33 protein-coding genes and 1 pseudogene are annotated in these 22,607 nt (G+C 33.6%); 14 read left to right on the top strand and 20 right to left on the bottom strand.

What is annotated here, in order from left to right:
• Window positions 1–216 precede the first annotated feature (216 nt).
• Window positions 217–498, bottom strand: a complete 282-nt coding sequence (locus BFG57_RS13270; RefSeq protein WP_245676765.1) for a hypothetical protein — start codon at window positions 496–498, stop codon at window positions 217–219.
• 338 nt (window positions 499–836) lie between these two features.
• On the opposite strand from BFG57_RS13270, the gene BFG57_RS13265 reads away from it, so the two are divergent.
• The 4 genes from BFG57_RS13265 to BFG57_RS13245 all read left to right on the top strand — a co-directional run bounded on the left by BFG57_RS13265 (window position 837) and on the right by BFG57_RS13245 (window position 4,607).
• Window positions 837–1,040 (top strand): hypothetical protein, encoded by a 204-nt coding sequence (locus tag BFG57_RS13265; protein ID WP_069717980.1) that lies wholly within the window; start codon window positions 837–839, stop codon window positions 1,038–1,040.
• Window positions 1,041–1,099: 59 nt separating this feature from the next.
• Window positions 1,100–1,918 carry a hypothetical protein gene (locus tag BFG57_RS13260; RefSeq protein ID WP_069717979.1) on the top strand — a complete coding sequence of 273 codons (819 nt, stop codon included), beginning with the start codon at window positions 1,100–1,102 and terminating at the stop codon, window positions 1,916–1,918.
• A gap of 670 nt (window positions 1,919–2,588) precedes the next feature.
• Complete coding sequence (locus BFG57_RS13250) at window positions 2,589–3,332, top strand: hypothetical protein (protein WP_069717977.1); 744 nt, start codon at window positions 2,589–2,591, stop codon at window positions 3,330–3,332.
• A gap of 42 nt (window positions 3,333–3,374) precedes the next feature.
• The gene (locus BFG57_RS13245; RefSeq protein WP_069717976.1) at window positions 3,375–4,607 is read left to right on the top strand and encodes a polysaccharide deacetylase family protein; all 1,233 of its coding nucleotides are present in this window, start codon (window positions 3,375–3,377) and stop codon (window positions 4,605–4,607) included.
• Window positions 4,608–4,720: 113 nt separating this feature from the next.
• Here the strand turns inward: BFG57_RS13245 and BFG57_RS18675 are convergent, their stop codons facing one another.
• The 3 genes from BFG57_RS18675 to eutH form a co-directional block, all read right to left on the bottom strand.
• Complete coding sequence (locus tag BFG57_RS18675) at window positions 4,721–4,897, bottom strand: protein BatD (protein WP_139125149.1); 177 nt, start codon at window positions 4,895–4,897, stop codon at window positions 4,721–4,723.
• Window positions 4,898–5,062: 165 nt separating this feature from the next.
• On the bottom strand, window positions 5,063–6,739 hold the full coding sequence (locus BFG57_RS13240; protein ID WP_069717975.1) for a PdaC/SigV domain-containing protein: 1,677 nt from the start codon (window positions 6,737–6,739) through the stop codon (window positions 5,063–5,065).
• A gap of 95 nt (window positions 6,740–6,834) precedes the next feature.
• Window positions 6,835–7,950, bottom strand: a complete 1,116-nt coding sequence (gene eutH / locus BFG57_RS13235; RefSeq protein ID WP_069717974.1) for an ethanolamine utilization protein EutH — start codon at window positions 7,948–7,950, stop codon at window positions 6,835–6,837.
• A 128-nt stretch (window positions 7,951–8,078) separates the two neighbouring features.
• On the opposite strand from eutH, the gene BFG57_RS13230 reads away from it, so the two are divergent.
• Window positions 8,079–9,857: a B12-binding domain-containing radical SAM protein gene (locus BFG57_RS13230; RefSeq protein WP_069717973.1), complete on the top strand. Its 1,779-nt coding sequence runs from the start codon at window positions 8,079–8,081 to the stop codon at window positions 9,855–9,857.
• 167 nt (window positions 9,858–10,024) lie between these two features.
• Window positions 10,025–10,606, top strand: a complete 582-nt coding sequence (locus BFG57_RS13225) for a coiled-coil domain-containing protein (RefSeq protein ID WP_069717972.1) — start codon at window positions 10,025–10,027, stop codon at window positions 10,604–10,606.
• A gap of 229 nt (window positions 10,607–10,835) precedes the next feature.
• Here the strand turns inward: BFG57_RS13225 and BFG57_RS13220 are convergent, their stop codons facing one another.
• The 4 genes from BFG57_RS13220 to BFG57_RS13215 are packed head-to-tail and all read right to left on the bottom strand — an operon-like array spanning window position 10,836 to window position 11,528.
• The gene (locus tag BFG57_RS13220; RefSeq protein WP_069717971.1) at window positions 10,836–11,027 is read right to left on the bottom strand and encodes a hypothetical protein; all 192 of its coding nucleotides are present in this window, start codon (window positions 11,025–11,027) and stop codon (window positions 10,836–10,838) included.
• A 12-nt stretch (window positions 11,028–11,039) separates the two neighbouring features.
• A complete protein-coding gene (locus BFG57_RS19055) occupies window positions 11,040–11,207 on the bottom strand; it encodes a hypothetical protein (protein WP_175428357.1) in 168 nt (55 codons plus the stop codon).
• Window positions 11,200–11,346, bottom strand: a complete 147-nt coding sequence (locus tag BFG57_RS19050; protein ID WP_175428356.1) for a hypothetical protein — start codon at window positions 11,344–11,346, stop codon at window positions 11,200–11,202. The genes BFG57_RS19055 and BFG57_RS19050 overlap by 8 nt, the downstream gene beginning before the upstream one ends.
• Complete coding sequence (locus tag BFG57_RS13215) at window positions 11,343–11,528, bottom strand: hypothetical protein (RefSeq protein ID WP_069717970.1); 186 nt, start codon at window positions 11,526–11,528, stop codon at window positions 11,343–11,345. Before BFG57_RS13215 ends, BFG57_RS19050 begins: the two co-directional genes overlap by 4 nt.
• Window positions 11,529–11,954: 426 nt before the next feature.
• Here BFG57_RS13215 and BFG57_RS13205 point away from each other — a divergent pair, with 426 nt between their 5' ends.
• Window positions 11,955–12,296, top strand: coding sequence for a DUF3905 domain-containing protein (locus tag BFG57_RS13205; RefSeq protein ID WP_069717968.1), 342 nt, complete (start codon window positions 11,955–11,957; stop codon window positions 12,294–12,296).
• Window positions 12,297–12,560: 264 nt separating this feature from the next.
• Here the strand turns inward: BFG57_RS13205 and BFG57_RS19465 are convergent, their stop codons facing one another.
• The gene (locus BFG57_RS19465) at window positions 12,561–12,689 is read right to left on the bottom strand and encodes a hypothetical protein (protein ID WP_281186694.1); all 129 of its coding nucleotides are present in this window, start codon (window positions 12,687–12,689) and stop codon (window positions 12,561–12,563) included.
• 619 nt (window positions 12,690–13,308) lie between these two features.
• On the opposite strand from BFG57_RS19465, the gene BFG57_RS18460 reads away from it, so the two are divergent.
• Window positions 13,309–13,452: a YjcZ family sporulation protein gene (locus BFG57_RS18460; RefSeq protein ID WP_083249263.1), complete on the top strand. Its 144-nt coding sequence runs from the start codon at window positions 13,309–13,311 to the stop codon at window positions 13,450–13,452.
• A gap of 156 nt (window positions 13,453–13,608) precedes the next feature.
• Here the strand turns inward: BFG57_RS18460 and BFG57_RS13200 are convergent, their stop codons facing one another.
• The 3 genes from BFG57_RS13200 to BFG57_RS13190 form a co-directional block, all read right to left on the bottom strand.
• Complete coding sequence (locus BFG57_RS13200) at window positions 13,609–13,818, bottom strand: hypothetical protein (RefSeq protein ID WP_069717967.1); 210 nt, start codon at window positions 13,816–13,818, stop codon at window positions 13,609–13,611.
• A gap of 251 nt (window positions 13,819–14,069) precedes the next feature.
• Window positions 14,070–14,300, bottom strand: coding sequence for a hypothetical protein (locus tag BFG57_RS13195; protein WP_342670317.1), 231 nt, complete (start codon window positions 14,298–14,300; stop codon window positions 14,070–14,072).
• A 446-nt stretch (window positions 14,301–14,746) separates the two neighbouring features.
• The gene (locus BFG57_RS13190; RefSeq protein WP_069717965.1) at window positions 14,747–15,235 is read right to left on the bottom strand and encodes a GyrI-like domain-containing protein; all 489 of its coding nucleotides are present in this window, start codon (window positions 15,233–15,235) and stop codon (window positions 14,747–14,749) included.
• Between the two features lie 302 nt (window positions 15,236–15,537).
• Between BFG57_RS13190 and BFG57_RS13185 the strand changes: the two genes are divergently transcribed.
• The 3 genes from BFG57_RS13185 to BFG57_RS19040 all read left to right on the top strand — a co-directional run bounded on the left by BFG57_RS13185 (window position 15,538) and on the right by BFG57_RS19040 (window position 16,598).
• Window positions 15,538–15,909: a YuzC family spore coat inner layer protein gene (locus BFG57_RS13185; RefSeq protein WP_069717964.1), complete on the top strand. Its 372-nt coding sequence runs from the start codon at window positions 15,538–15,540 to the stop codon at window positions 15,907–15,909.
• 214 nt (window positions 15,910–16,123) lie between these two features.
• A complete protein-coding gene (locus BFG57_RS19045) occupies window positions 16,124–16,270 on the top strand; it encodes a hypothetical protein (protein WP_175428355.1) in 147 nt (48 codons plus the stop codon).
• Between the two features lie 169 nt (window positions 16,271–16,439).
• Window positions 16,440–16,598 carry a hypothetical protein gene (locus BFG57_RS19040; RefSeq protein WP_175428354.1) on the top strand — a complete coding sequence of 53 codons (159 nt, stop codon included), beginning with the start codon at window positions 16,440–16,442 and terminating at the stop codon, window positions 16,596–16,598.
• Window positions 16,599–16,924: 326 nt separating this feature from the next.
• On the opposite strand, the gene BFG57_RS13180 is transcribed toward BFG57_RS19040, so the two are convergent.
• The 8 genes from BFG57_RS13180 to BFG57_RS13150 form a co-directional block, all read right to left on the bottom strand.
• Window positions 16,925–17,365 (bottom strand): hypothetical protein, encoded by a 441-nt coding sequence (locus tag BFG57_RS13180; protein ID WP_069717963.1) that lies wholly within the window; start codon window positions 17,363–17,365, stop codon window positions 16,925–16,927.
• A gap of 3 nt (window positions 17,366–17,368) precedes the next feature.
• Window positions 17,369–17,494 (bottom strand): hypothetical protein, encoded by a 126-nt coding sequence (locus BFG57_RS19460; protein WP_281186692.1) that lies wholly within the window; start codon window positions 17,492–17,494, stop codon window positions 17,369–17,371.
• Window positions 17,495–17,518: 24 nt separating this feature from the next.
• Complete coding sequence (locus BFG57_RS13175) at window positions 17,519–18,067, bottom strand: hypothetical protein (protein ID WP_069717962.1); 549 nt, start codon at window positions 18,065–18,067, stop codon at window positions 17,519–17,521.
• 25 nt (window positions 18,068–18,092) lie between these two features.
• A complete protein-coding gene (locus BFG57_RS13170; protein ID WP_069717961.1) occupies window positions 18,093–18,335 on the bottom strand; it encodes a hypothetical protein in 243 nt (80 codons plus the stop codon).
• A 20-nt stretch (window positions 18,336–18,355) separates the two neighbouring features.
• Complete coding sequence (locus BFG57_RS13165) at window positions 18,356–18,931, bottom strand: hypothetical protein (RefSeq protein ID WP_069717960.1); 576 nt, start codon at window positions 18,929–18,931, stop codon at window positions 18,356–18,358.
• A gap of 11 nt (window positions 18,932–18,942) precedes the next feature.
• Window positions 18,943–19,491 (bottom strand): hypothetical protein, encoded by a 549-nt coding sequence (locus BFG57_RS13160; protein ID WP_069717959.1) that lies wholly within the window; start codon window positions 19,489–19,491, stop codon window positions 18,943–18,945.
• 100 nt (window positions 19,492–19,591) lie between these two features.
• Complete coding sequence (locus BFG57_RS13155; protein WP_083249262.1) at window positions 19,592–20,107, bottom strand: HXXEE domain-containing protein; 516 nt, start codon at window positions 20,105–20,107, stop codon at window positions 19,592–19,594.
• On the bottom strand, window positions 20,089–20,457 hold the full coding sequence (locus BFG57_RS13150; RefSeq protein WP_069717958.1) for a DUF4937 domain-containing protein: 369 nt from the start codon (window positions 20,455–20,457) through the stop codon (window positions 20,089–20,091). The genes BFG57_RS13155 and BFG57_RS13150 overlap by 19 nt, the downstream gene beginning before the upstream one ends.
• A 206-nt stretch (window positions 20,458–20,663) precedes the next feature.
• On the opposite strand from BFG57_RS13150, the gene BFG57_RS13145 reads away from it, so the two are divergent.
• The 3 genes and pseudogenes from BFG57_RS13145 to BFG57_RS13135 form a co-directional block, all read left to right on the top strand.
• Window positions 20,664–21,644, top strand: coding sequence for a TAXI family TRAP transporter solute-binding subunit (locus BFG57_RS13145; protein ID WP_069717957.1), 981 nt, complete (start codon window positions 20,664–20,666; stop codon window positions 21,642–21,644).
• A gap of 1 nt (window position 21,645) precedes the next feature.
• Complete coding sequence (locus BFG57_RS13140) at window positions 21,646–22,170, top strand: DUF1850 domain-containing protein (RefSeq protein WP_175428353.1); 525 nt, start codon at window positions 21,646–21,648, stop codon at window positions 22,168–22,170.
• A pseudogene (locus tag BFG57_RS13135) lies at window positions 22,163–22,607 on the top strand (TRAP transporter permease); the annotation flags it as partial. The gene BFG57_RS13140 and the pseudogene BFG57_RS13135, both read left to right, overlap by 8 nt.

The following is a 22,607-nucleotide window of genomic DNA, read 5'->3' as shown; positions in this document are numbered from 1 at the left end:
CTTAATCATAACAGATAGATAAAATGATGAAATCATTTCCACTAAAAAAGGCTGTCGAGACTTTCTCGACAGCCTGAGAACAACCAATTTTGGTTGTTCTTTTTCATCTTTTAGGTATCAACTTAAAATGTTGATATATGAAAAACATAACTTCCAACTATATGGAGTTATGTTTGTCTTATTGAAATAACACGCATATCAGCTCAATAAAATGATTTAGTTACTGGATATCATATTTTTTAAGAACTCAATTTTTTCTATATCTTTATTATTATTTTTATCTACTCGATAGCTATCCTTCCATGAAGACTCATAAACAGATAAATACTGCTCTGAATTTAGTAAATAATACTTTGCTTCCTCCTTTTGATATAATTCTAAATCCTCTAATTGTACTCCTGCAAAATCTGGTAGTGTGTCAATAATACCAAATTCAACGAGTGTATCATCTATTCCTAAAAATAGTATTAAATTCCTTTTTACTATCATATCCTTCATTGTGACTTCATTTCGCTGATGATGAATGCTCTCTAATTAAGGACAACGGTCACACTCACAATCATCAACAATCACCTTTATTTGAACCTAGCTATGCTAGTACTACATCAATCAATACTTTATTTTGCTTTGATAACTGATTTTATAAATATATATAATAAATGTATATTTTTGTTTATCCTCCTTGGTTTTTCTAGTAATATATCTGTTAGTGGCAGCTAATTTTGTAAAATATGTATATAGTTATCGTTATCACATTAAGGATTTTTGAAACTAATCTTGCAATTAACAAGTGCTTTCCACCGCAGTGTTCATTCAAGAGCAGGGAGGAATTTTAAATGATCGAAATATTAAATAGTATATTTTTTTATAACACAGGCTCACCGTTAGTATTGATCAGTTCCATTGCTAACATCGTTTTTGGCGTCGTTCTTTTCTTTGTAGGACTTTCATTTAGAAAAAAGGAAAAATCATGGTGGAAAATCGTTTCATTGGTTGGAGTTGTTGGTATTTTGACGAATGTAATTATACTAATCTACTAACTCGATTTCGGGTTTCTTATTTATATGTGTAATGACTTAGTTTGTATGAGGTGTTTAGTATGAAGAGATTATTAATATTTCTACTAGCTATCGTATTTTTATTTACTGCTTATTTTATATTTAATAGAGATGAAAATACATATGTAGGTAGTCCTAAAGATAATGACTTTATATTTGGGAAATGGGGTGTTAAAAGCGCTGTGCATCTAGGTGAAAATGATCCTTTTAACTTTTACTTTTTAGAATCAAGATATAAAAACAGCTTTTCAAATATTGATAACATCAAAAATGTTTCTTTAAAGGGCATGGCTCTACATGAAATTTCATCCTACGAGCTTTCAATCGGAGATTACCTAGAAGGTGGCTATTACCTTAATAATTTAATTTTACATTTAAAAGCAATAAATATTGGAAAAGAAAATATAAAAGAGTTAACGATTGAATTTTCAGATGGCACAACAAAGTCCTATCCTATTGGTAATCTTTCACTTGAAGTTTTAGATGGTGAAAAAAATAGAGAGATCACTACTAAAGAACACATGGCACTTTCTTCAGATTATACGTATTATGGAGTATTTAAAAATAACACACAAGATTCGATTCAACTTAAAGATTTTATCGTTGAAAATGAGTCATTGAGAATATCTAATGTTACTATTGATGATCAACCACTCAATAACCAAATTATTAATCCTGAACAATATTTCAATTTGGAAGCAAACCTAGAATTATCCAACAGTAATTATGAATTTCATAGAGCTTCACTTGTTTTAACTTATGTAATAAATGAAGAGATTAAGCGTTTTTATTTGGACCCCGTTGAATATGGTTCTATGAATATTAATGATGATACGATTAAATCAATCTTAGAAGATTAAATTTACTCGAAACACTATTCCGATAAGACCAGTATAGTGGTCATTACCACAACTATAAAGAGACAAACGTTGATTGTATACGGTTGTCTCTTTATTTAATTTAGTGTTCTTACTCTCCCTACTTTTGTCCACTTCGTAAAAAAAAGATTTTTTTGTCGTAAATTGCTTAATATTTTGTTTTCCATGTTTCCTTCGTAAGTACTCTCTCATGAAAATCGACCTAATTCACCTCATTACTTTAGTCCCTATCAATACAAATAAAGCCAAAAACATAGTTGTTCAGTTGTGAGTATTTTATGTAATAAATCATTAGCAGTGGATTTTCAGTTGCATTTCTCTAGCTTAAGTACCATTTATTGTGCACAAGTTGACTTTCATTAGCAGAATCGTACAATTAAATTAGGATTATATTGGGGATTTTATCGTATTTTGTCATGATAGATAACTTAATGTCCATTCAATTTTGACGCAATCAGCATTTTGTTTTCTATATAATTAGTAGTTTCATATTTAATCACGTGACCAGACGCTTAATAAGCTCTTCGATTCCTTAATTAAAGAAGCTATTAAGCGTCTGGATTTACCTATACCGTTCAACTAATTCCAACGAAATGCAACAGTTCGTTTCGTTGAAAAGCTTTTTCCGTATGTATAGATAGGAGAGGATATAATGAGCAAAGAAACAAAAAATCATTCGATGGGTTGGTTAAAAGGTGTTCTATCTAATAATGCCCAGCCAGAGCAAAAAAGTATGATTGAACAACCTGAAGAAGAGATTATTGAAGAACCCGTTAAAATAGTAGACATGACCGAACAAATTGAGAATGAACCTGCTAAAAAGGATATTCTTTCAAAAGATGATCAAGACAAGGTCGCATTAGATTCAATTGTCGCATTAGAAAACATATTACAAGACAGACAACTCATCCTTTACAAAAATAAAGGACTTGAAAATCAGTTACATACTGCTAATGAAATGATCAGTCGTTTAAAGCACGATCAAGTCAAAAAAGACCAACTATTATTAGAGAAGAACAAAGAAATTCGTGTGTTAGAAAGTAACCTTACTAACAAGCAAATGAGTTATGATCAGTTACTTGAAGATTATAAAGACTTTCAAAATAAAGCAAACATCGAATCTGGAAAACTTACAAACCAACTCGAAATAGAAATACATAAATATAACAAACTTAAAGAAGAAGCAACTGAAGTTCAATACAAAAACATGAACGTTATTAAAGAACTTGAAGAAAAGATTAGAGATTTGGAAGTTGAGAATCAAAATTATGTGGCACAATACGAGAAGAGCCAACAAGAGAAAGCAGAATTAATGCAAACGATTAATGACTTCACAGAGCGGATGTCTATTTCTTTCTCATCAAATCTAGCAGGTTCCGCTAACCAACCAGAATAATCGTAGTATGTTAGATTCTACCTCTTAAAGAAGGAGGATACGATGTCAATCTATACTAGTAAAGTTTTAGAGCTGTTGGCTATTGAACAAGAACTTAACAAGTATTACTTAAAACTAAGGTTGTCACTAGATCAAGACATTGAAATGCGTTGGGAGATCGATTATGAAACAGCTACAAACATGAAAAATATCACAACATTTTCAGAACACTACAAATACAGGCTGTCTCTTCAAAGCGCACATGAACTAGGTACGAACAACCATATAAGCTTCTTAACAAAAACATTTAAAGAACATAGCGAACGAATTGCTTTCGTTTGCTCAGAGCAATATGTACAAAGGCTGCACGTTATTAAAGACACTCAACAGTTAAATGAAATAATCGGCCTAACGTTCCTATCTTTCCAAAATACAAATGAACAAGAAGAATCAATACGAGAACAACCTAAAAGAAAAGCAAGTATAAACAATTATAAACTTTCATGGCTAACAGCTTGTGTATTCCTGTTAACTGTAACCTTCTTAGTCGTTCATATGGGCAATTCAAACTCCGTAGCGGAAGAGTTTTCAAAAGAATCTCAAATTTTAGTAAATAATGTAAAAGCACAAACGATAAAAGAACCTATCGAACAAGAAACTGAACCGCTTGTGCAAGAGGAACCAGTTCCTTTTATTATAGATTCACTTTTCCCAACTGTTGAACTGGAAGACACGTTAAATTATACGATTCCAAAAGGAAGTGTCGCAATAACGTTTGATGATGGTCCTTCTGAGTATACGGCTACCATTGTTGACACTTTAAAAGAACATGAAGTTGGTGCTACGTTCTTCTTCACAGGTCATAATGTGAAGAAATATCCTGATTATGTTCTCTATACTAAAGAACAGGGTTACTCAATTGGAAATCATTCTATGAATCATACGGAACTAACAAACCTTACCGTTGAAAATCAAGAACAAGAATTGCTACAAACGAAAAACTTGTTAGAAGGACTGATTCAAGAAGACATTCTCCTTTTCAGACCACCTTATGGAGCAACAAATGAAGGTTTGATAGAGTTAATCGAAAAACACGAACATAAAATGGTGCTATGGAATAAAGATCCGAAAGACTGGCAAACTCAAAATGCAGACGAAATCATTAATTACATACAGAGTTCCGATCCATCAGGTTCAATCATTCTCCTACACGAGTCACAAGCCGTAATTGATTCCTTACCTACAATTATTGGCTATTTACTCGAACAAGAATTGGAGATTGTGAGTTTGAAATAGAAAAATAACGTTTTAATCCATCAACACTAACAATGCAGCACGTTGATTTAAGGTCAATGTGCTGCATTGTTTAAAATTTAAGAAAGGTGCTACAGGTACAAGCAACTTGTTCTTTATTGAAAACCCCCTGTATCTTTATTATCACCCATCATATAATTTGAACTTTCTCCTGGTTTTGTATTTGGGTTTGTCGTGATATGAGGATTATTCTTCTTTTTCTTACGTCTCCAGTCAATAAATAAGGCGAATAGCAACACACCTACAACTAAAATAGCTAATAACCACCACACGCTACATCCCCCCTATATAAAATGAGCCACTGAAACAAAAATAGAAAACAACGTAGTAAAGGACCAGTGAGATAAAAAAATTTCATTTCTATAACCAATACTATTTTATGTATATTACCTCATATAAAAAAGGTGAACCATCACATCGGTTCACCTTTCAATCACTTACTTCACATCAATCATTAACGTATTACCTTCTCCACTCACTTCAGCCAATAACACTTTTGTAGCAAATGAAGCGGGTACATATACTTTTCCTTTATTTTTTTCTGGAGCTGCTTCTAATTCAAATGGTGCTACCTTCGCAAATGTATAACGGTTTTCACCAACTTTTACACTCGTCCATTCTGCGCCTCTTGATAACTCTACACTCGCTGTTTTCGGATTCCATTTCACTTTATATCCAAGATTTTGAGCAAGTTTGCGCAATTCAATCATTGTTACATCTGCATCTTTATGAATATATGATTTTACTTCCTTACCATTGACAACTACTTTATCGTATGTCTGTTCTACTACGTCTGACGCTTCTTCGTTTACATCTTCTTTAATCGGAATTCTCACTTCAGGAGCTCCGAACACACCTGCAGCAATTTCGTATTCATCGAAAATTAATACGATCTCGTCTCCTTCAACATAGAAAGCTGTGTTTTTATTGAGCTCTTCTAATTCAAATGAATTATTTTTAAATTGCTTCTCGATTTGTTCTTTCACTCGCTTTGTAAATTCATTTTGGTCAGCTAAGTCAAACAACTTTACAACTTCTCCATCTTTTTTATTAACAAAGTTGATTGAATCTACCGTACTCATTCCATTTGCTCCACCTGAATACGTATACGTATGTAAGACAATAGATACAAGATCTCCTTCTGTCTCCACGTTATAATCAATACCTAGATAAAATGGTCGGAATGGAATATCGGTTCCCTTAAATTCTTCTGCTAATTCCTTAGCTTCTTTTTCAACCTCGTTTTGTTTCGTTTCATAAAATTCTGCAATTTGTCTATTAATTTGCTTCTCTAACTCTTTATCTTTTACATTATTAAGTTCTGGCATGTCTAACTCTAGGTGATAGAGATCAAGCTCTTTATTTGTTTGCTTAGATTTCACGTTAATTCCTTTATAATTTAAGTCGAACGAAGCTGCTCTCACTTTATCAAATGGAATCGTAACTTCTACTGCTCCTGCAGCTCCAGAGGCAACCTCATACTCGTCGAAAACTAGACCCAAGTTCCCATGTTCAATGAAAAACGCCTGATCTTGCTTCACTTCTTCAAAATCAAATGAACCTTCTACTTGCTCTTTAACTGCTTTCTTTGCTTCTGTTAATAATTTATCCATATCTGTTACATCAGCAATAGTTAACTTTTTAGTATCTTTTTTATTGATGAAGTTAAAGGAATCAACGACTGTAGTTGCATTTGCACCGCCTGTGTATGTTTCAGTTGATACAACAACTGACACCATATCGCCTTGAGTGGCAACTTCAAATTGCATTTGAAGTTCATATTTATTGAAATTCCAGCCGTTTTCTTTTGCTTCTTTCGCTAATGATTTACTATCGTCTTCCATCTCTTTCTTTTTAGACTTATAGAAAGAGATAATCTCTTCATTTAGCTTCTTTTGAAATTGTTTATCTTTCAAGTTATCGAATTGAGGTGCTTTTAATGTTGCATTTAAATAATCAGTTTCAGATGACATATCCTTTATCGAATACAATGATTCTGTTTGAATATTCATCTCTAAAAGAGTCTGTTCATTCAAATGTGCTGCCAAAGCTGGTGTGATTCCACCAACGAGTAAACTTCCTGCTATACTTAATGTCACGATTGTTTTTTTCATAATTATCTCTCCTCTTATTATCTTATAGTCCAAGTATATCCTCTACCTAATCTAATTTGGTAACAAAGAAGTTACAAAAAAAAAGGAGTGTGAACTTAGACCTCTTCACTTCTCCTTGATTGCGTATAGCTTATATTATTGTTTACATTTACAAATAGTGATGCAACGATAACAGCAGACAATGCTGCAACGAGCTTCCCAACAATCATCGGTACAATCATTGTCGAATCAACTCCTGCTGTAAATCCTAAGTGTGCTCCTAATACAGATGCTCCACTTACAGCAAACGCGATATTGATCACTTTCCCTCGGTTATCCATCTTATCGAGCATCGTTAACGTAGGAATGACATGTGCTAGAGAAGAGATCACACCAGCTGAAGCAATCGCATTCATGCCCATCTTCTTTCCAATCCATTTCAATATTGGATTAAACGTAATTGTAATGAAATGAACGAGTGGAAATGCACCTGCTAACACAATCGCTATCTTTCCAACGATTAAAATCCCTTCATCGATCGGTGTTAAGTTAGGAATCAGAACGAAGCCTGTTAACGCCTGCACGACAGCTGCAATTAAGCCCCCAATGATGAACCACTCAACTACTTTACCGAAAATTGAAAATAATGAAACGACATGTTGAGGAGCTCTCCATAATCCTAACGCAATGATAACAGCAAATAATGTAGCTGGAATCAGATTTCTAATTAACATAGATGTCTCAAAATTCGCAACCACCCCACCAACAAAACTGCCGATTGGTATTGTCATCATACCTATTAAAATCCCTTTTGCAAAAATATCCTTATCTTCTCGTTTAATGATCGTAAGTGCAACAGGAATTGTAAAAACAATTGTCGGTCCCATCATCGTGCCTAATAAAATGCCTGACAGTGCGGCTGCTTCATCAGTCATAGCTAACTCTTGAGCTAACGCGTACCCGCCCATATCAATTGCTAACAAGCTACCTGCAAACATTGCAGGATCTGCTCCAAACAGCGTATATATTGGAACAATAATTGGTGACAGCCAACTAGCCAATACAGGTGCTAATGAAACAAGTCCTAACATCGATAATGATAGTGGACCCATTGCAAGAAACCCTTCTCGAAACTTCTCTCCATAGCCAAACCGATTGCCTAACCGATAATCTATAGCGCCAATTATAAAAAAGATAACCATTAATATAAGAATAATGTCATTTATGGACATAGTTTATTCCCTTTCTAACTCGTATTCTTAAATCATAATTTTATCATTTTTCATGGAAGCTTTCATGTTTATCGATCACTTATGTTACAATACGAATGTTCGAAATTCGCAATTGTGAGGGAAAATCAATGAAGATTATTTTAAGTACATTGAACGCGAAATACATTCATACGAACCTTGCTTTACGCTATTTAAAAGCTTATTCACAAGATTCGCATGATATTGACATTACAGAATACACAATAAAAGATCCGATTATGAACATCGTATCTGATTTGCATACAAAAAAACCTGATATCTTAGGTTTCAGCTGTTACATTTGGAACATCCAAGAAACGATTGACGTTATTAAAATGTTGAAAAAGATTCACCCAAACTTATTCATCGTGCTCGGTGGCCCTGAAGTTACGTACGATACAGCCGATTGGATGCAGAAACTTCCCGAAGTCGATGGCATCGTTGTTGGTGAAGGTGAAGAAACGTTTAAACAACTGTTAGATACACTTCATGCTGAGGGTGACCTTGAGAACGTCGATGGACTTGCCTATCGAGATGAACATGGTGAAGTACGCATGAACCCGAAACGTCAGAAGGTCAACCTTAAGGAAGTTCCAAGTCCTTATCGTTTTGAAGAAGATAAGCAGGAGCTTGGCAAACGTATTTCCTATATTGAAACAAGCCGCGGCTGTCCGTTCTCCTGTCAATTCTGTCTTTCTTCTATTGAAGTAGGTGTCCGTTACTTTGATAAAGAAAAGATAAAAGAAGATATTATGTACTTAATGGAAAACGGAGCAAAAGTATTAAAATTTGTTGACCGCACGTTTAATATTTCGCGCAGTTATGCGATGGACATGTTCCAATTTATAATCGATAATCATCTGCCAGGTACAGTGTTTCAATTTGAAATCACAGCTGATATTATGCGCCCAGAAGTAATCGAATTTTTAAATGAAAATGCCCCAGCTGGACTTATCCGCTTCGAAATCGGCGTACAGTCTACAAATGATTACACGAATGAACTCGTGCAACGAAAACAAAATTTCAGCAAACTTTCTCGCACAGTTTCGATGGTCAAAGAAGGTGGCAAGATCGTACAACACCTTGACTTAATCGCTGGACTTCCCGAAGAAGACTATGCTTCATTCCGTCAAACGTTTAATGATGTGTTTGCCTTTGAAGTTGAAGAGCTACAACTCGGATTCCTTAAACTTTTGCGTGGTACTGGTTTGCGTGTACAACGTGAACAATTCGGTTACATTCACATGGATAAACCACCATATGAAATTCTAGGAAATAACGTACTCACTTTCGATGAGATTATCAGAATCAAACAAGTTGAAGATGTTCTCGAAAAATACTGGAACGATCACCGTATGGATCATACAATACGTTACCTCGTTCATAACGTATTTGAAACACCATTTGATTTCTTCCAATCATTCGGTTCATATTGGGAGGAACGAGGTTGGAGTCGCATCGGTCATCAGCTTGAAGATTTGTTCCGTCGTCTTCACGAATTTTTATCAACTGAGAAACCAATCAACTTAACGGTTGTTCAAGACTTAATGAAATACGATTACTTAAAAAGCATGAAGCATAAACCTCGTAAGCCTTGGTGGGGCGAGCAATGGTCGAAGAAAGAAAAATCAATGTTGTTAAAATACGTCGAAGAACATCCACACATGCTTGGCGAATCGTTCTCATCACGTAATTTATCAGAGAAAGATTTGCACAAACACACGATTATTGAGCAACTTTCATTTGATTTGCATACGTATTTAACGAGCGGGCAACTCGTACATCAAGAGACGTTTATGCTCATTCATTATGATCAAAAAACAAATGACAATCATCTCTTTACATTTGAAGCAGATGAAACGTTACAAGCAATTAAAATAACGGAATAAAGTAAACCATACGTTAAGTTTTCATGTCGATAAATTAAAAAAAGCTGATACTCTATTCAATAGATGTATCAGCTTTTTTTATTATACGAACCATAGAATCATGAAAAGACTTTCCACTGATGGAGGGTTCACTTTATGCTATACTACTGTGAAAGGAGGTGAAAAAATTGACTGAAGAACATTTTTTAATGTTATTAAACAATGCATTAGATCAGAAGCTTGACCCAATAAAGAATGATATTTCAGAATTAAAAACAGATGTCTCTGAGCTTAAAACTGAAGTTTCTAATCTGAAAAACGATGTCTCCGAGCTTAAGACTGAGGTTTCTAACTTAAAAACAGATGTCTCTGAGCTTAAAACTGAGGTTTCTAACTTGAAAACAGATGTCTCCGAGCTTAAAACTGAAGTTTCCAACCTAAAAAACGATGTCTCCGAGCTTAAAACTGAGGTTTCTAATCTGAAAAACGATGTCTCTGACTTATCAGAAGATGTCATTATTATGAAAGCGGATATTTCATCGTTGAAGACGAATATAGATCGTTTACAACATGATATGGTTATCGTAAAATCTGAGATAGCTTCGTTACATGAAAAAGTAACCGTAGTCGATTCAGAACAGAAAAGTCACTTCAAGCATATCGAACATATCCTTTCAACAGACCAACGTGTTATTGAACGTATCTCATTTAAAATATTCCAACATGAGGCTGATATTAATGACCTCAAAGAAAAAATTGAGACAAACTAACAGACGTCCCCATTAACAACGTTTCTATTCTTACTCCTTATCCTAAAATAATCGTTATAACTTAAGAAATATATCATTCCATTTACTACCTCATTTATTGCTCTATTTGTAAGGAAATAACGTCGAACAAAGCTGATGTATACTGACACATAACCAATAATCATTCCTTACCCTATTTCTCATTCATTTCATGAAAAAGAGCTACTCCAAAAGAAGTAGCTCTCATTCCTTATTGTTGTTGTCCATTTTTACGGGCATTTTCTTTCTTTTCCTTTTCAGCCTGTGCAAATGCTGCTGCTTCATAGTGTTTACTTGCATTCACATCAGCAAACTCATGGCCAAACTCTGTATTGGTGTTAAGTGTACGCGGTGTCTGTGCATTTTTTTGTTCTGGATTGCTTTTACGTTTACTCTTTGCCATTTGAATCTCCCCCTATTTCTTTCCTTCTAATTCTTCACGATCAGCAATACGGGCGCGTTCTTGTGCTCTCGTTGCATCACGGTCTGTAAATTCTTCGACTGTGTTCATATGTGGCATACTTTCTGTAGGTGTTTGATTATTGGTCTTAGCTGCATCAAATGCTACTTTACGTTTAGTCATGATGTTGTCCTCCATCTGTATCTTGATAGGCAATTAAGATGACATCTTTATCTAATCCAGCTCTTAAATCTTGCTCGGCTTGTTTCAATTTAGTTAATTCTTTGTCACTTAAATTCGCGATAGGATATTGTTTGCTCATTTTCTTTTTCTCCCTTGATTATAAGTTCTTGCCTTAAAATCATTTTTATAATTATGGCTTAGAGTACCATTTCCTAACGTTACACTTATCGTTCCACCCATTGAGTTATTAGGCAGGCCCATATTTTCACTAACAGATTGACCTGTATCCATCCAACCACGCTCACGTTCATGCTCGTCCATGAACTATCACTCCTTTGATTATTTCTACATTTAAGTTATGTAAAAAGCGAAGTTAACATCCTCATTAAACAACATGAAAGTTTTACCATGTACCAATTAACGTTGAAAATCAATAATGGAATTCCTTTTGTAAACATTAGCTTTTATTTTTTAACAACTTTAAATATAGGAGAAACACTTTGGAGAGTCGTTGCATATGCTGTTACTACTAAGCTGAAGGGGTGAGAAAAATGCTCATTCTTTTCTACTTATTAATAGGACTTGTTATTAGCAGCATGCTTTTTCTTTTACCGAAGAAAACGGTCAATTCACCTTTATTTTTCATCATTATTCTATTGTGGCTACCACTATTTATCATAGGTGCTTGTTTTGTATCTAAGAATAAAATTCAAAAGTTCGAGGAAACATATGCATGAGGTGAAGATGATGACAGAAAATGATCACAAATTTGAGTTCATTGATAAGACAATGCCACATCAAATATCATCTCCAGATTTTAAAAAAAGTAACATTAAACCACAAGAGCCCTTCGTGAATAAACATGGTGTCGTAATCGGTGATAGTTTATACAATTCGAAAAACTCCCCTCTAAATCAGTGGAGCATTGATACTGACCCAGAAATTATGGCTGGAGATGAATGGATTCATCCTACAAACGATATAGGGTGGAATACAGAAGAAAATCGCAAGCTATTAGAAAAGGAAAGTACAGATTCACATGAACGTTTCATGCATAATTCCGAAGATACAAGTTATCGCGCCGATTAGAAAAGTCATACTTACACAATAGAACCTCCTCTAAAACTTATTTAATAGACAAAACAAATAAGAGGATATTATGTTCAATATATGAACAAATATTCTCTTTTCTCATGCATATGAGTGCTTTTAATTAGACGTTGTTGATCCTATTTTATATGTAAAATAGGATAGAAGGCTTGTGGACAAACAGTCAAAAGATACAAACTTAAAAGAAACATAATAAAATAAAAAAACATGTCATATAGTGACATGTTTTTGTGTTATGTACGACTATGGCTGTATACAAGTACCTGTAGATGTGCACATTGGTGGATTATGGTCAGCACTTGCAACAGACAAACCTGATCCGATTAAAGTTAAAGTTAATGCTGCACAAAATAAAACTTTTTTAATCTTCATACCGTATAACACCTCCTGTGAAATTTTGAGATTTCTAAAAATACATATTCTTCAAAAATATTGTAATTCCTTCTAAAATATTGTATATTTTTCTAATTTTTCAGATTATTATTCATAGAACTTAATGATTGATGAATCAAATAGAAATCAAAAGAAGTTGCTACAAAAAATTAATTGTTATTCAACAAAATGGATCTGCTATAGAATAACAATAATTGTAAACAACTTTATTATAAATTTTACACAGCAACTTTAAGAAGATTACTTCAAAATAAAACAACAATTTTTAATCACTTTTTAAAGTTAGAACGCGGTTAAAGGTAATTGAAGACTAAGAATTAAACAACTATATTTTGTTGTAAACAGTTGTACCGTTTTACACATTTGATTATGTGTAAAGGTTGTAAAAAAACAAGAAGGGATATTACATATTTATATAATTGAGATTGAACAGCAAATTTTTATTAATAGGAAAACTGACCATACGAAATATTTAATAGTGCATATGTTAATTGTGTAGAGTCCATATAATCTTCAATACTAAATCATATAAGAAATCATTGTAATGACCCCTACTATATTATTAATGGCTCTTAACCTCGAAAGGAGTGTGTTAGTTATGTGTGGATGTGGATGTGGCAGACAACCTGGTTACGGATACGGTCCAGTTGCTGGTGCTGAGTACTCAGCTAGAAGTGGATTTGTATTAATCATCATCCTATTCATCTTGTTAATTATTGTAGGTGCAGTTTGTTTTACTTAATGTGAAACATCCGTTAGTAAATTTCATTTTTTCTCTAACGGAAAATTAAACTTGTACCCTTACTACCAAATGGCAATTCAATTTCTAACTTAAGAAGTGATCGTTATACAAATAAGACCACCTTCATGAGGTGGTCTTATTTGTAATTATCATTCATTAGCGTAATGCTTTTCGATATTTATATACTTTCATTGACTGAAACATACTAACTCGGTTAAGTCGATGGTCATTAATTTTCTCTATAATTACCTTTGAGGCATGTTCCATTACGATTAACAAATCGTTTGCTTTACTTAAATTCCCATCATCCATTGCTTCTAATGTTTCCATAGATAATTGTTCGAAGTTAACTAACACATAATTCATCCTGCCTATCCCCCTATGAAGTGAAATCCCCCATAATTTCAGATGTAAAAATGAGTTCTTATCACTAACTGACACTTACCAAAAAATGAATATATAGTCCTGATGTAATTATACACCATACGAACTATTTTTCATCCATTATTGTGATTTATTTACTAATCTAAAAGGTCACTCTCTCAGTCGACGCTATTTCTTGAAAACGAAATAAGGTCCTCCCTTTTTTACAGGAAAGACCTTTCATATCACAATTATTATAAGTGGACTGCTCCTTTTAAAGCTTTGCACATCTGTTGAAATTCAGCTGGATCATGAAAATCTTCATTATGCCAGTTTTCTTGTATCCATAGTACCATCTGTTCTAATGAATTAAAATATTCGCCACTCGTATCTGCGTTCCTTAACATAAAACGACCGTTATCTTCATCAACAATAACTTGGCATGGCAATGCACTATTTTTACAATTCAGTGAGTATTCCAACATTTTCACCCCTTATATTCTATAAAGTGAAACTCCAACCCGCAAATTCTTTAACCATTTAGGTAATGATTAAGGCGTTCTTATTGTAGACTCTCGTTCGTATTGAAGTGCCCATCTCGTGTTAGTAAACAGACGATAAATGATTCCATTCTAATTGACGCTATAACTTCAACTGCAAAGCTTAGCGTTGCACATGTATTTTAAACTGGTGGTAAAGCAATAATTGAGGTTCAATTCATCATTCTGGTCAATTGATATAATTTATTTTCCCAACCATAGAAAAAGTTAAACATATTTTTATTTTTCATGCATTATTAACTTGAAATCAATGAAAGTGTGACCTAATAATTAATAAAAAAAGAAGGATACCCCTCTAATTTCAGTAGACAGGTATCCTTATACGTAATTTAAAAGTTCCTCTTTCTTGGAGACGTACATTAAAAGTGACATTACTTTACCGAGATATAAATATCAACTTCACTATTCTCAGGATCTGTACAACGCTCATCATATAATTCGAAGTCAGTTCGAAATGCTCGCTCATTTGTTTTAGACCATTCCCAAATATATTGCCATGCTTCCATTACGACGGTCTGCACTGGTCCTCTTCTCGTCGTAAAGACGATATAATTCCCTTCAACGATTTGATAGCTCTTAAGATTATCTGGAACGTCATCTACTGCTGTTACTTCAGACCCTAGAGCAAAAGTATACTCACCTAATTCACCAGATTCATAATCTGTATAGAGAGCGATGATCGCACTATTTTTCTTATTCGGAATTTGCTCAAGCAAATGACTTTCATAAAGACTTCCCCATTGTGTTGGTATCACACCTTCACCTTTTATCTCTGCTTCATTCGTCGTTGTTTCAGCCTTCCCAATGAAAAAGAAACCACTTTTTCTCATTACGTCACTTATTTGAACCGTTTTTAACATACGCTCACTCCTATCGCTTCATTTAAATAGGTATTCTACTTAAATATGTTAAACCCTTCATCAAATGAGAATAAACGTTCGATTCATCTTAATTGGCTAATACTATCGCCAAGCTTGCATCTGATAACTGCTATATTTTTTAAAATTTAATCAACTATTAAAACATGCCCTCGTTATTGATATCATCGTACATAACAAATTCCCTCTTCCACTCTTCTTGCATACAATGCAGTAAAACTGTTGTCAATGAAACGTATTGATAATTAGTACTATAAAATACCATTTGATTGGAGAGAGTTCATATGTACTATTGGCATTCAAATCCTTATCAACACCCTTATTTCGTCTATTTCATTCCGCTTCGTACTCCGAACACAAATATTACTTATCCTCCGGTAACCGTTAGTAAATTTAAGAAATCAATCGAACAATTAACTCCAATGCTTAAGCAGACAGAGTTATTTAGCAAACGTCTTATTGAGAATGAAACGTTACGAAAACAGATTAAGGATGCCGCACAGAAAGGCAACAAGAAAGAGGTTGAATCACTTATTCGAACTGCTGGCTTGACCGACTTGTTTAGAATTTCCTATACACCCGACACCATTCACATTTTAATTCACCCGAAAACGAGTGACGTATTAAGTGACATCGTTCTTACACTACCGTGGTAATCATCATAAACTTATATAAAATAAAAGAACATTTCGCCATTCTTTATTCATGCTCAACGACCGATTAATCCTGATTTATAAAGTAATGATTAACATATTTTTTATATAGGACATTTTACCCTTTTTAAATTCTAATAATTCTAACAATAACATCTGTGATATAGTAATAATTAAAGTTACAAAATATTCACAAAAAAGGAGCGGAACATAGAATATGCAAACAAGACACTTCTATGAGAAAATCCTTCAAAAGCTAGAATCTGAACTTAAAAAGGACTACACACAGCCTGTCAAAGAAGCAATTAAAGAACGTATTTCATATAACAGGCAACAGTTGTCCACATTAAAAGAATTTCAGTAACCAATCGCTCAACTACGATTACAAATTAATATAGATACCTGATAAACAAATAAACAAGTTATTGCAGAGATATAAATAAGATTTTTCCCAAACCTTTTCAACATCCTCTAATAGAAAATGCATAACACATTCATAAAATTGAGAAACTATTGAACAAGGAGTGATTTACATGAAGGAGAAATTCGTAGGTAATTCAGAAGAACAATTGTTATTCGGTGAAGACCCGATGACTGGTTTAATCGAGGACAAACGATTAAACCAAAAAAATATTAAACCATTGTCTGACTCACTTGATGCAAGTACATTTTTTGATGAATTAACAGAATAAACAGGAAAGCGCTCTCATTTCAGAGTGCTTTTTTTCTCGTTGTATAAATGTGTCGCTCCTAACAAAATGATTTTTAAAAAAGTTCGAGCTCATTTAATAATTACATAGTCAAACAATTAAACAAAACCTAAATCAAATCATTGTCTAAAACAGTTTCCCGATCGTGTCTTTTGATGATCTCTCCAAAGACTGAGAATATTATGAACAGGACATATATGATTACATAATATAAAAATTCAGTTGATGTTGTTTGGATTATCACATATATACAAACAAATAAGAATGACTACAGAGCAAACTTTTCATTTCCCTCTCCTTCATTACCCTTACACATAAAAAACAATTAGAACTTGTAGCACTAAAACTAAAGGAATAATCATCAATACCTTCATCATCCTTGCCTTTTTAAACTGTTGTTTCGCATCACCATTTTTTTGCTCAAGCACCTTAAAATCCAATAACTGAGCAATATTGAAATTTACAAAAATCAATAAAACTATGAAAATCGTTACAAGTTCATTCTCAAACAAAAGAAATAATGCATCTCTCAGAAATATGATTGGAATTTCTCTCAGTGAACTCAACATTAAATATAAAAACAATCCTGATACAATTAACATCACAATGCCTTGTTGTCCCCTATATGTAACAGCTGAATCTCCCAGCTTCTCTTGCTCTAATTGCCACAACGGTTGAAAACGAGGATTGAGAAGATAAATTAAGCTTTTTCCTTTTATAAGTAACGAAATTGCTTCGAATCCAAACAAAAATTAAGCAATCCGGACAGGCATTTCTATGAGAAAGGCAACACAAAACAAACCTAACATAATAACAATACTTATATTCAACATAATAAAAAAATCTTTCTTCAACTTTCGATATTGAACATCATCCACCTAACCCCTCCAATCATAATTAGATTAAATCAAATTAAAGAGCAGAATAATCAATAGGCTGAATATGCTAAACACTAAAGCAATAACCAAAAGAATTTTCGAATCTTTTTTTGTACGAGTTTGATAGTCTTTATCTGATAGCTTATACTTAATCCGATAATCACGAATCCAAGCAAAATTTATTATAAGAAACGCAATAACATATGGAGTCCAGTCAACCTTATCAATACTTTCTATCTGCTTATCTTTTATAAGCACACTACATAACAACAATAAGAGAATGAAACCGAATAAAAACCAGTTAGATTGTTTTTCCTTTTTATTTATATATTCTTCTCCAAGCTTGTTCTTCTGAATCTCACCTAAGATTCTATACCTTGGAAACAATATTTCAAAAACCGATAATGATTTATAATAAGATAATAGCAAATCAACTGTAAAATATAACGCTCCTACGACAAAAATGACTCGATAGCTTTTTATTAAAAAGAATGAACCTATCATCAATATGCTCAACATGTTAGAGATAACAAATTGTTCTAGATTAAGTCTCTTTATTCTTTTTACATCCATACAAGTACCCCTTCGTACAAAGATATCAATTGACCTTTTTGTATCGACTCCACACAAAATACGCGATAGCAGTTACAAACACAGCACCTAAAAGAGGCTTTCTAGAAATAGTCATACCAGCAAATAAGTGCTTATTAGAAGAAGATTCATTTTTCCAAAGCTCATATACATTAGGTTCATATGTGAGTGTCAACCAAAATTCATAAGCAAACTGTAACAAAACATATGAGCTGACGAACAACAAAGCAAATTTAATAAAATCCCTCATGTAATCTCCCCCTTATTTCATCACAACATAACGAAGAATAAGATGATGACTGAAGATACAACGGCTAACGGAACGATAACAATAAACATCATACTTGCTCTAACCAAATTCTTTTTCGAAAACGGCAAAGGCTCGTCATTACTCTTGTTTTCAAGCTTTCGAAACTCGATTATTTTAACGATATTAACTAAGGCACAAACGATTATCATAACAATGCCTAATGACATACTATCCTCAAAGAAACTAAACGTAATCTCTTTAGGTAGAATGAGAGTTTGAAATAACAGTAATCCCGTTATAATTAACATTATGATACCTTGTTGTTTCCTATACCGTATTGCATGTTCACCAAGTTGCTCTTGCTCTAACTGCCACAACGGTTGAAAACGTGGAAATAGAAAGTACACAAACATTTTTTTCTTGAAAAGTAAGAAAAACGAATGGATACCCATCAGCACTGCAATACACAATTTAAAAATCCACATTGGTAATTCAATTAACCCAGCTATGTAAAACAAACCTAATCCAATCACAATACTTACATTCATGACGATAAAAAAATCTCGCTTTAATCTTCGATATACAATCTCATCCATTTTGACGCTCCTTATATTATCAACATTAAAAATACAAAATTAAATAAAAAAAATAGAACAAAAAGAATAAGAAATATACGAAGAAAGCTAGAAAACTTCAAATCTGTCTTACGTAACTCTCGAAATTCCTCATCGGTAAGAGTAGCCATCTTGCGATAATCACGAACAGAAAAAATATTAAGAATTATAATTACAGGAATAAAAGATCGAAACAACTCAACAAACTCGAACTTAAAATCGTTAATAAAGACACTACTTATTAACATTGAAACAATAACAACTAGTAGAAACCGCTTTTGATTTTTTATATCTTTTTTTACTTGCTCATCTCCGAGTTTATTGTTTCTCATATCTTTTAATACTTTTAGATTAGGGAAAAATATTTCGAACAATGTCCTTTGTTTATAATGAAGCACAATCAAATCAATGGTCACGTATACCACACTTATAAAGGAGAACAAACGAAAACTGAAATATAATAAACAAAACACGAAAATAGAAAACACATTGAAAATCACAATTTCTTCTATTTTAATACGCTTTAATTTTTTTGAATCCATTAGGAAACCTCCAAATAACTATATGGAAAATACACTAAATAGCTTCATAAATGTAAATATATAGTGATTGAATATTACAGAACAATCTCCTTCTCACAAGTCAAACCACCTGAAATAGCCACTTACTTACCAATATCGAGCACCCTGCAAGTGGTATTTGCACAAAAAAAGCAATTAAGCTGTACTTCACAACCGTACAACGTGTAACTATCTCTTGCTTTAATAGATGTATAGCGATTAGAAAACAAACTGGAAGAACAATGAAAAGACCTGTCACTACACCAGGCACGTACATTTGAAAAATAAAAACTTGCCCGATGTGACCAAATGCGTTCATTCCTAATAATGATGTAGCAAATAATAAAAAGCGGTCTGGTTGTAGTCCGATAACATGCTTTCCTCGATACGCCGTCATACAACCCCAAACGAAAAAAATAAACAACAGCAAAAATGCAAACGTAAATTCCATAGTTGTAATTGAAATAGGAAGAAGAGATTGCGCTTCCAAAAATGACTCTACAAACACAATCTCTTCTATATCATGAATGAAAAAGACAAACGGTAAAATTAAGATATACCTTTTCATTGCACTCATTGTTAATTTTGTACAGTCCATTCTGGTACAAGTAGTACCTGTCTCTCTTCTCCTTCTTCCACAACCACAAAAGTATCGTTTATAATTTCGTATGGTAATATTTCCGTTTCAGAGAGATTGACAGAAATTCGTTCAAATGTTTGTGCTTGCTCATTTGCTTCAAAGATTTCATCATGAATGATTTGCATAAATTGATCATAACTTGCTTTGTCTTCCCACACTCCAACTATAAATGCATCGTGACCTGACCAACCCCCAAATTGCTTCACAAAACCTTCTGCACTTGAAAGCTTCCCCCAAACGAGTTGTGCTGTATGAAACGCCTCTCTATTTTCTTCTTTAACCTCACACTTAATTTCCTTAACAAACATCTTCCTCTTCCTTCCACTTTGTTTTCCTCATTTTAACATGTGAACACTATCTATTAAACTCTCACATATGCAAAGAGCACTTCAACAATAGTATCAATCATTAAACTGATTATTTTCAAACTATTCTCACTATACCAATTGTAATTTACTAACCTAATTGATATAATTTTTAGAGATTTTAGAATAATCTAATAAGGAGGAGTTATATGAAGAAGCTACTCTCAATCATGGTATTATCAATCCTTTTGCTTGCAGCTTGTAGTGGAGGAAATAACACAACTAGCGGAAACGGTGAAAGCGCTTCAGAGAAAGGAACTAACATCGTTTTTGGTACAGGTGGGACTTCTGGAACATATTATCCGATTGGTGGAGCATTAAAGTCAGTATTTGAAGAAAGTGACCTTATTTCCAATGTAACAGTGGAATCGACAGGTGCTTCAGTTGCCAATATTCAAAATATCCAAGATGGCTTAAATCAAGTAGCAATTGTAATGAGTGATGTTGCTTATGATGCAATTAATGGAACAGGTAAGTTTGAAAATGGAAAGGTTGACTTACATGCAATTGCAGGAATGTACCCTAACGTTGTTCAAATTGTCACAACGAAAAGCAGTGGTGTTCAAACGATTGCAGACTTAAAAGGCAAACGTGTTGGTGTAGGGAAAGTTGGATCTGGTGTAGAACAAAGTGCTAGTAAAGTATTTGAGGCTGCTGGATTAACATATGATGACATGGAACAAGTAACACATACTGGGTATGCAGATAGTGTCCAAGAAATGAAAAATGGTAACCTTGATGCAGCATTCTTCACTTCTGGTGTACCAAACAGCAACATTACAGACTTGCAACAATCTATGGACATTCAATTTGTAAACATAGATGGTGATATCGCAAGTTCATTACTTACGAAATATCCTTTCTATCAAACTCACGAAATCCCAATTGGTGATGATGCGAAGTATAACCTAGAGCATGCAGTTCAAACTGTAGCGATCAAAAATATGCTCATCGTAAGTCCAGGTTTGAGTGAAGATGCCGTCTATGAGATGACAAACATGTTCTACGACTACCTCGGATCAGATGCTGTTTCAGTTGGTGCATTAAAACAATTCGATCGTGAAACAATGCAAGAAGATCTTGTCGTACCACTTCACCCTGGTGCTGAAAAATTCTATGGAGAAAAGTAACATGAGCAAACGGCATTCCCGTATACGGAGGTGCCGTTTTCCAAGTATACTTTTATTCTTATTCGGATTATGCCTCATAATCTACCTGTTTCTCCCTACTCGTATGCTCATCATTACCACAGATCATACACCAATCTATGCATTCACTTTCCATAAGAAACTACTTTTTACAATCAGTTGGAATCATTCTGTTGAAGATGAACAATGGGAGGAAGTCTACCTTGCAAATGATACAAATTTACAATTAGATTACACACGTTTCAAAACTTATGGTGCAGGTGTTCCAAGCTCCGAAGGTCATAAGAGCTATTTACAAGACGGATGGATATACATGACAGAAATCAAACGATCAATGACAGAACTTATCATTCGAACAAATTCAATCACGAATCACACATTAACCATTAACGATAATCGTTATTCGTTACCGAAAAATCAATATGTATTTCAGACGAAAACAATGCCAAGACTCAAATCTTTCATCATCCTACTAATTGCAAATAATGAGGTGACACGTAATGAATAAAGAAAAAGAAGTGCTTGAAAAGTACGACCGTGAATCAATTACTCGCATAATCAAAAACTCGAATACACTAAGATTGATTACACTGTTTGCAACTGGACTTGCTTTATTCCACTTATATACTGCATTTGCTGGCCCATTAGTTGATATTAAGCAACGTTCGATTCACTTATATATCATCATGTTACTAACATTCCTAATCTACCCAATGACAAAAAGATCAAGTCGGACACATATCCCGCTCATTGATTGGATATTCAGCTTTCTCTCACTCGGAATTGGAATTTATATGCTCAACATCACCGATCGCATTATCGAATCTGGCGGTCGTATTAATGAATTAGATTTTTATATTGGCACACTCGCAATCATACTCGTAATAGAAGCAACACGGCGTGTAACAGGATGGGGACTTCCAATCTTAGTGTATTCGAGTTTTT

The sequence above is a fragment of the Bacillus solimangrovi genome (genome assembly GCF_001742425.1).
In the GTDB taxonomy this organism is placed as follows: Bacteria; Bacillota; Bacilli; order Bacillales; family Bacillaceae_N; genus Bacillus_AV; species Bacillus_AV solimangrovi.
The sequence above is the reverse complement of the archived record's forward strand: the minus strand, read 5'-3'. Positions and strand labels throughout refer to the sequence as shown.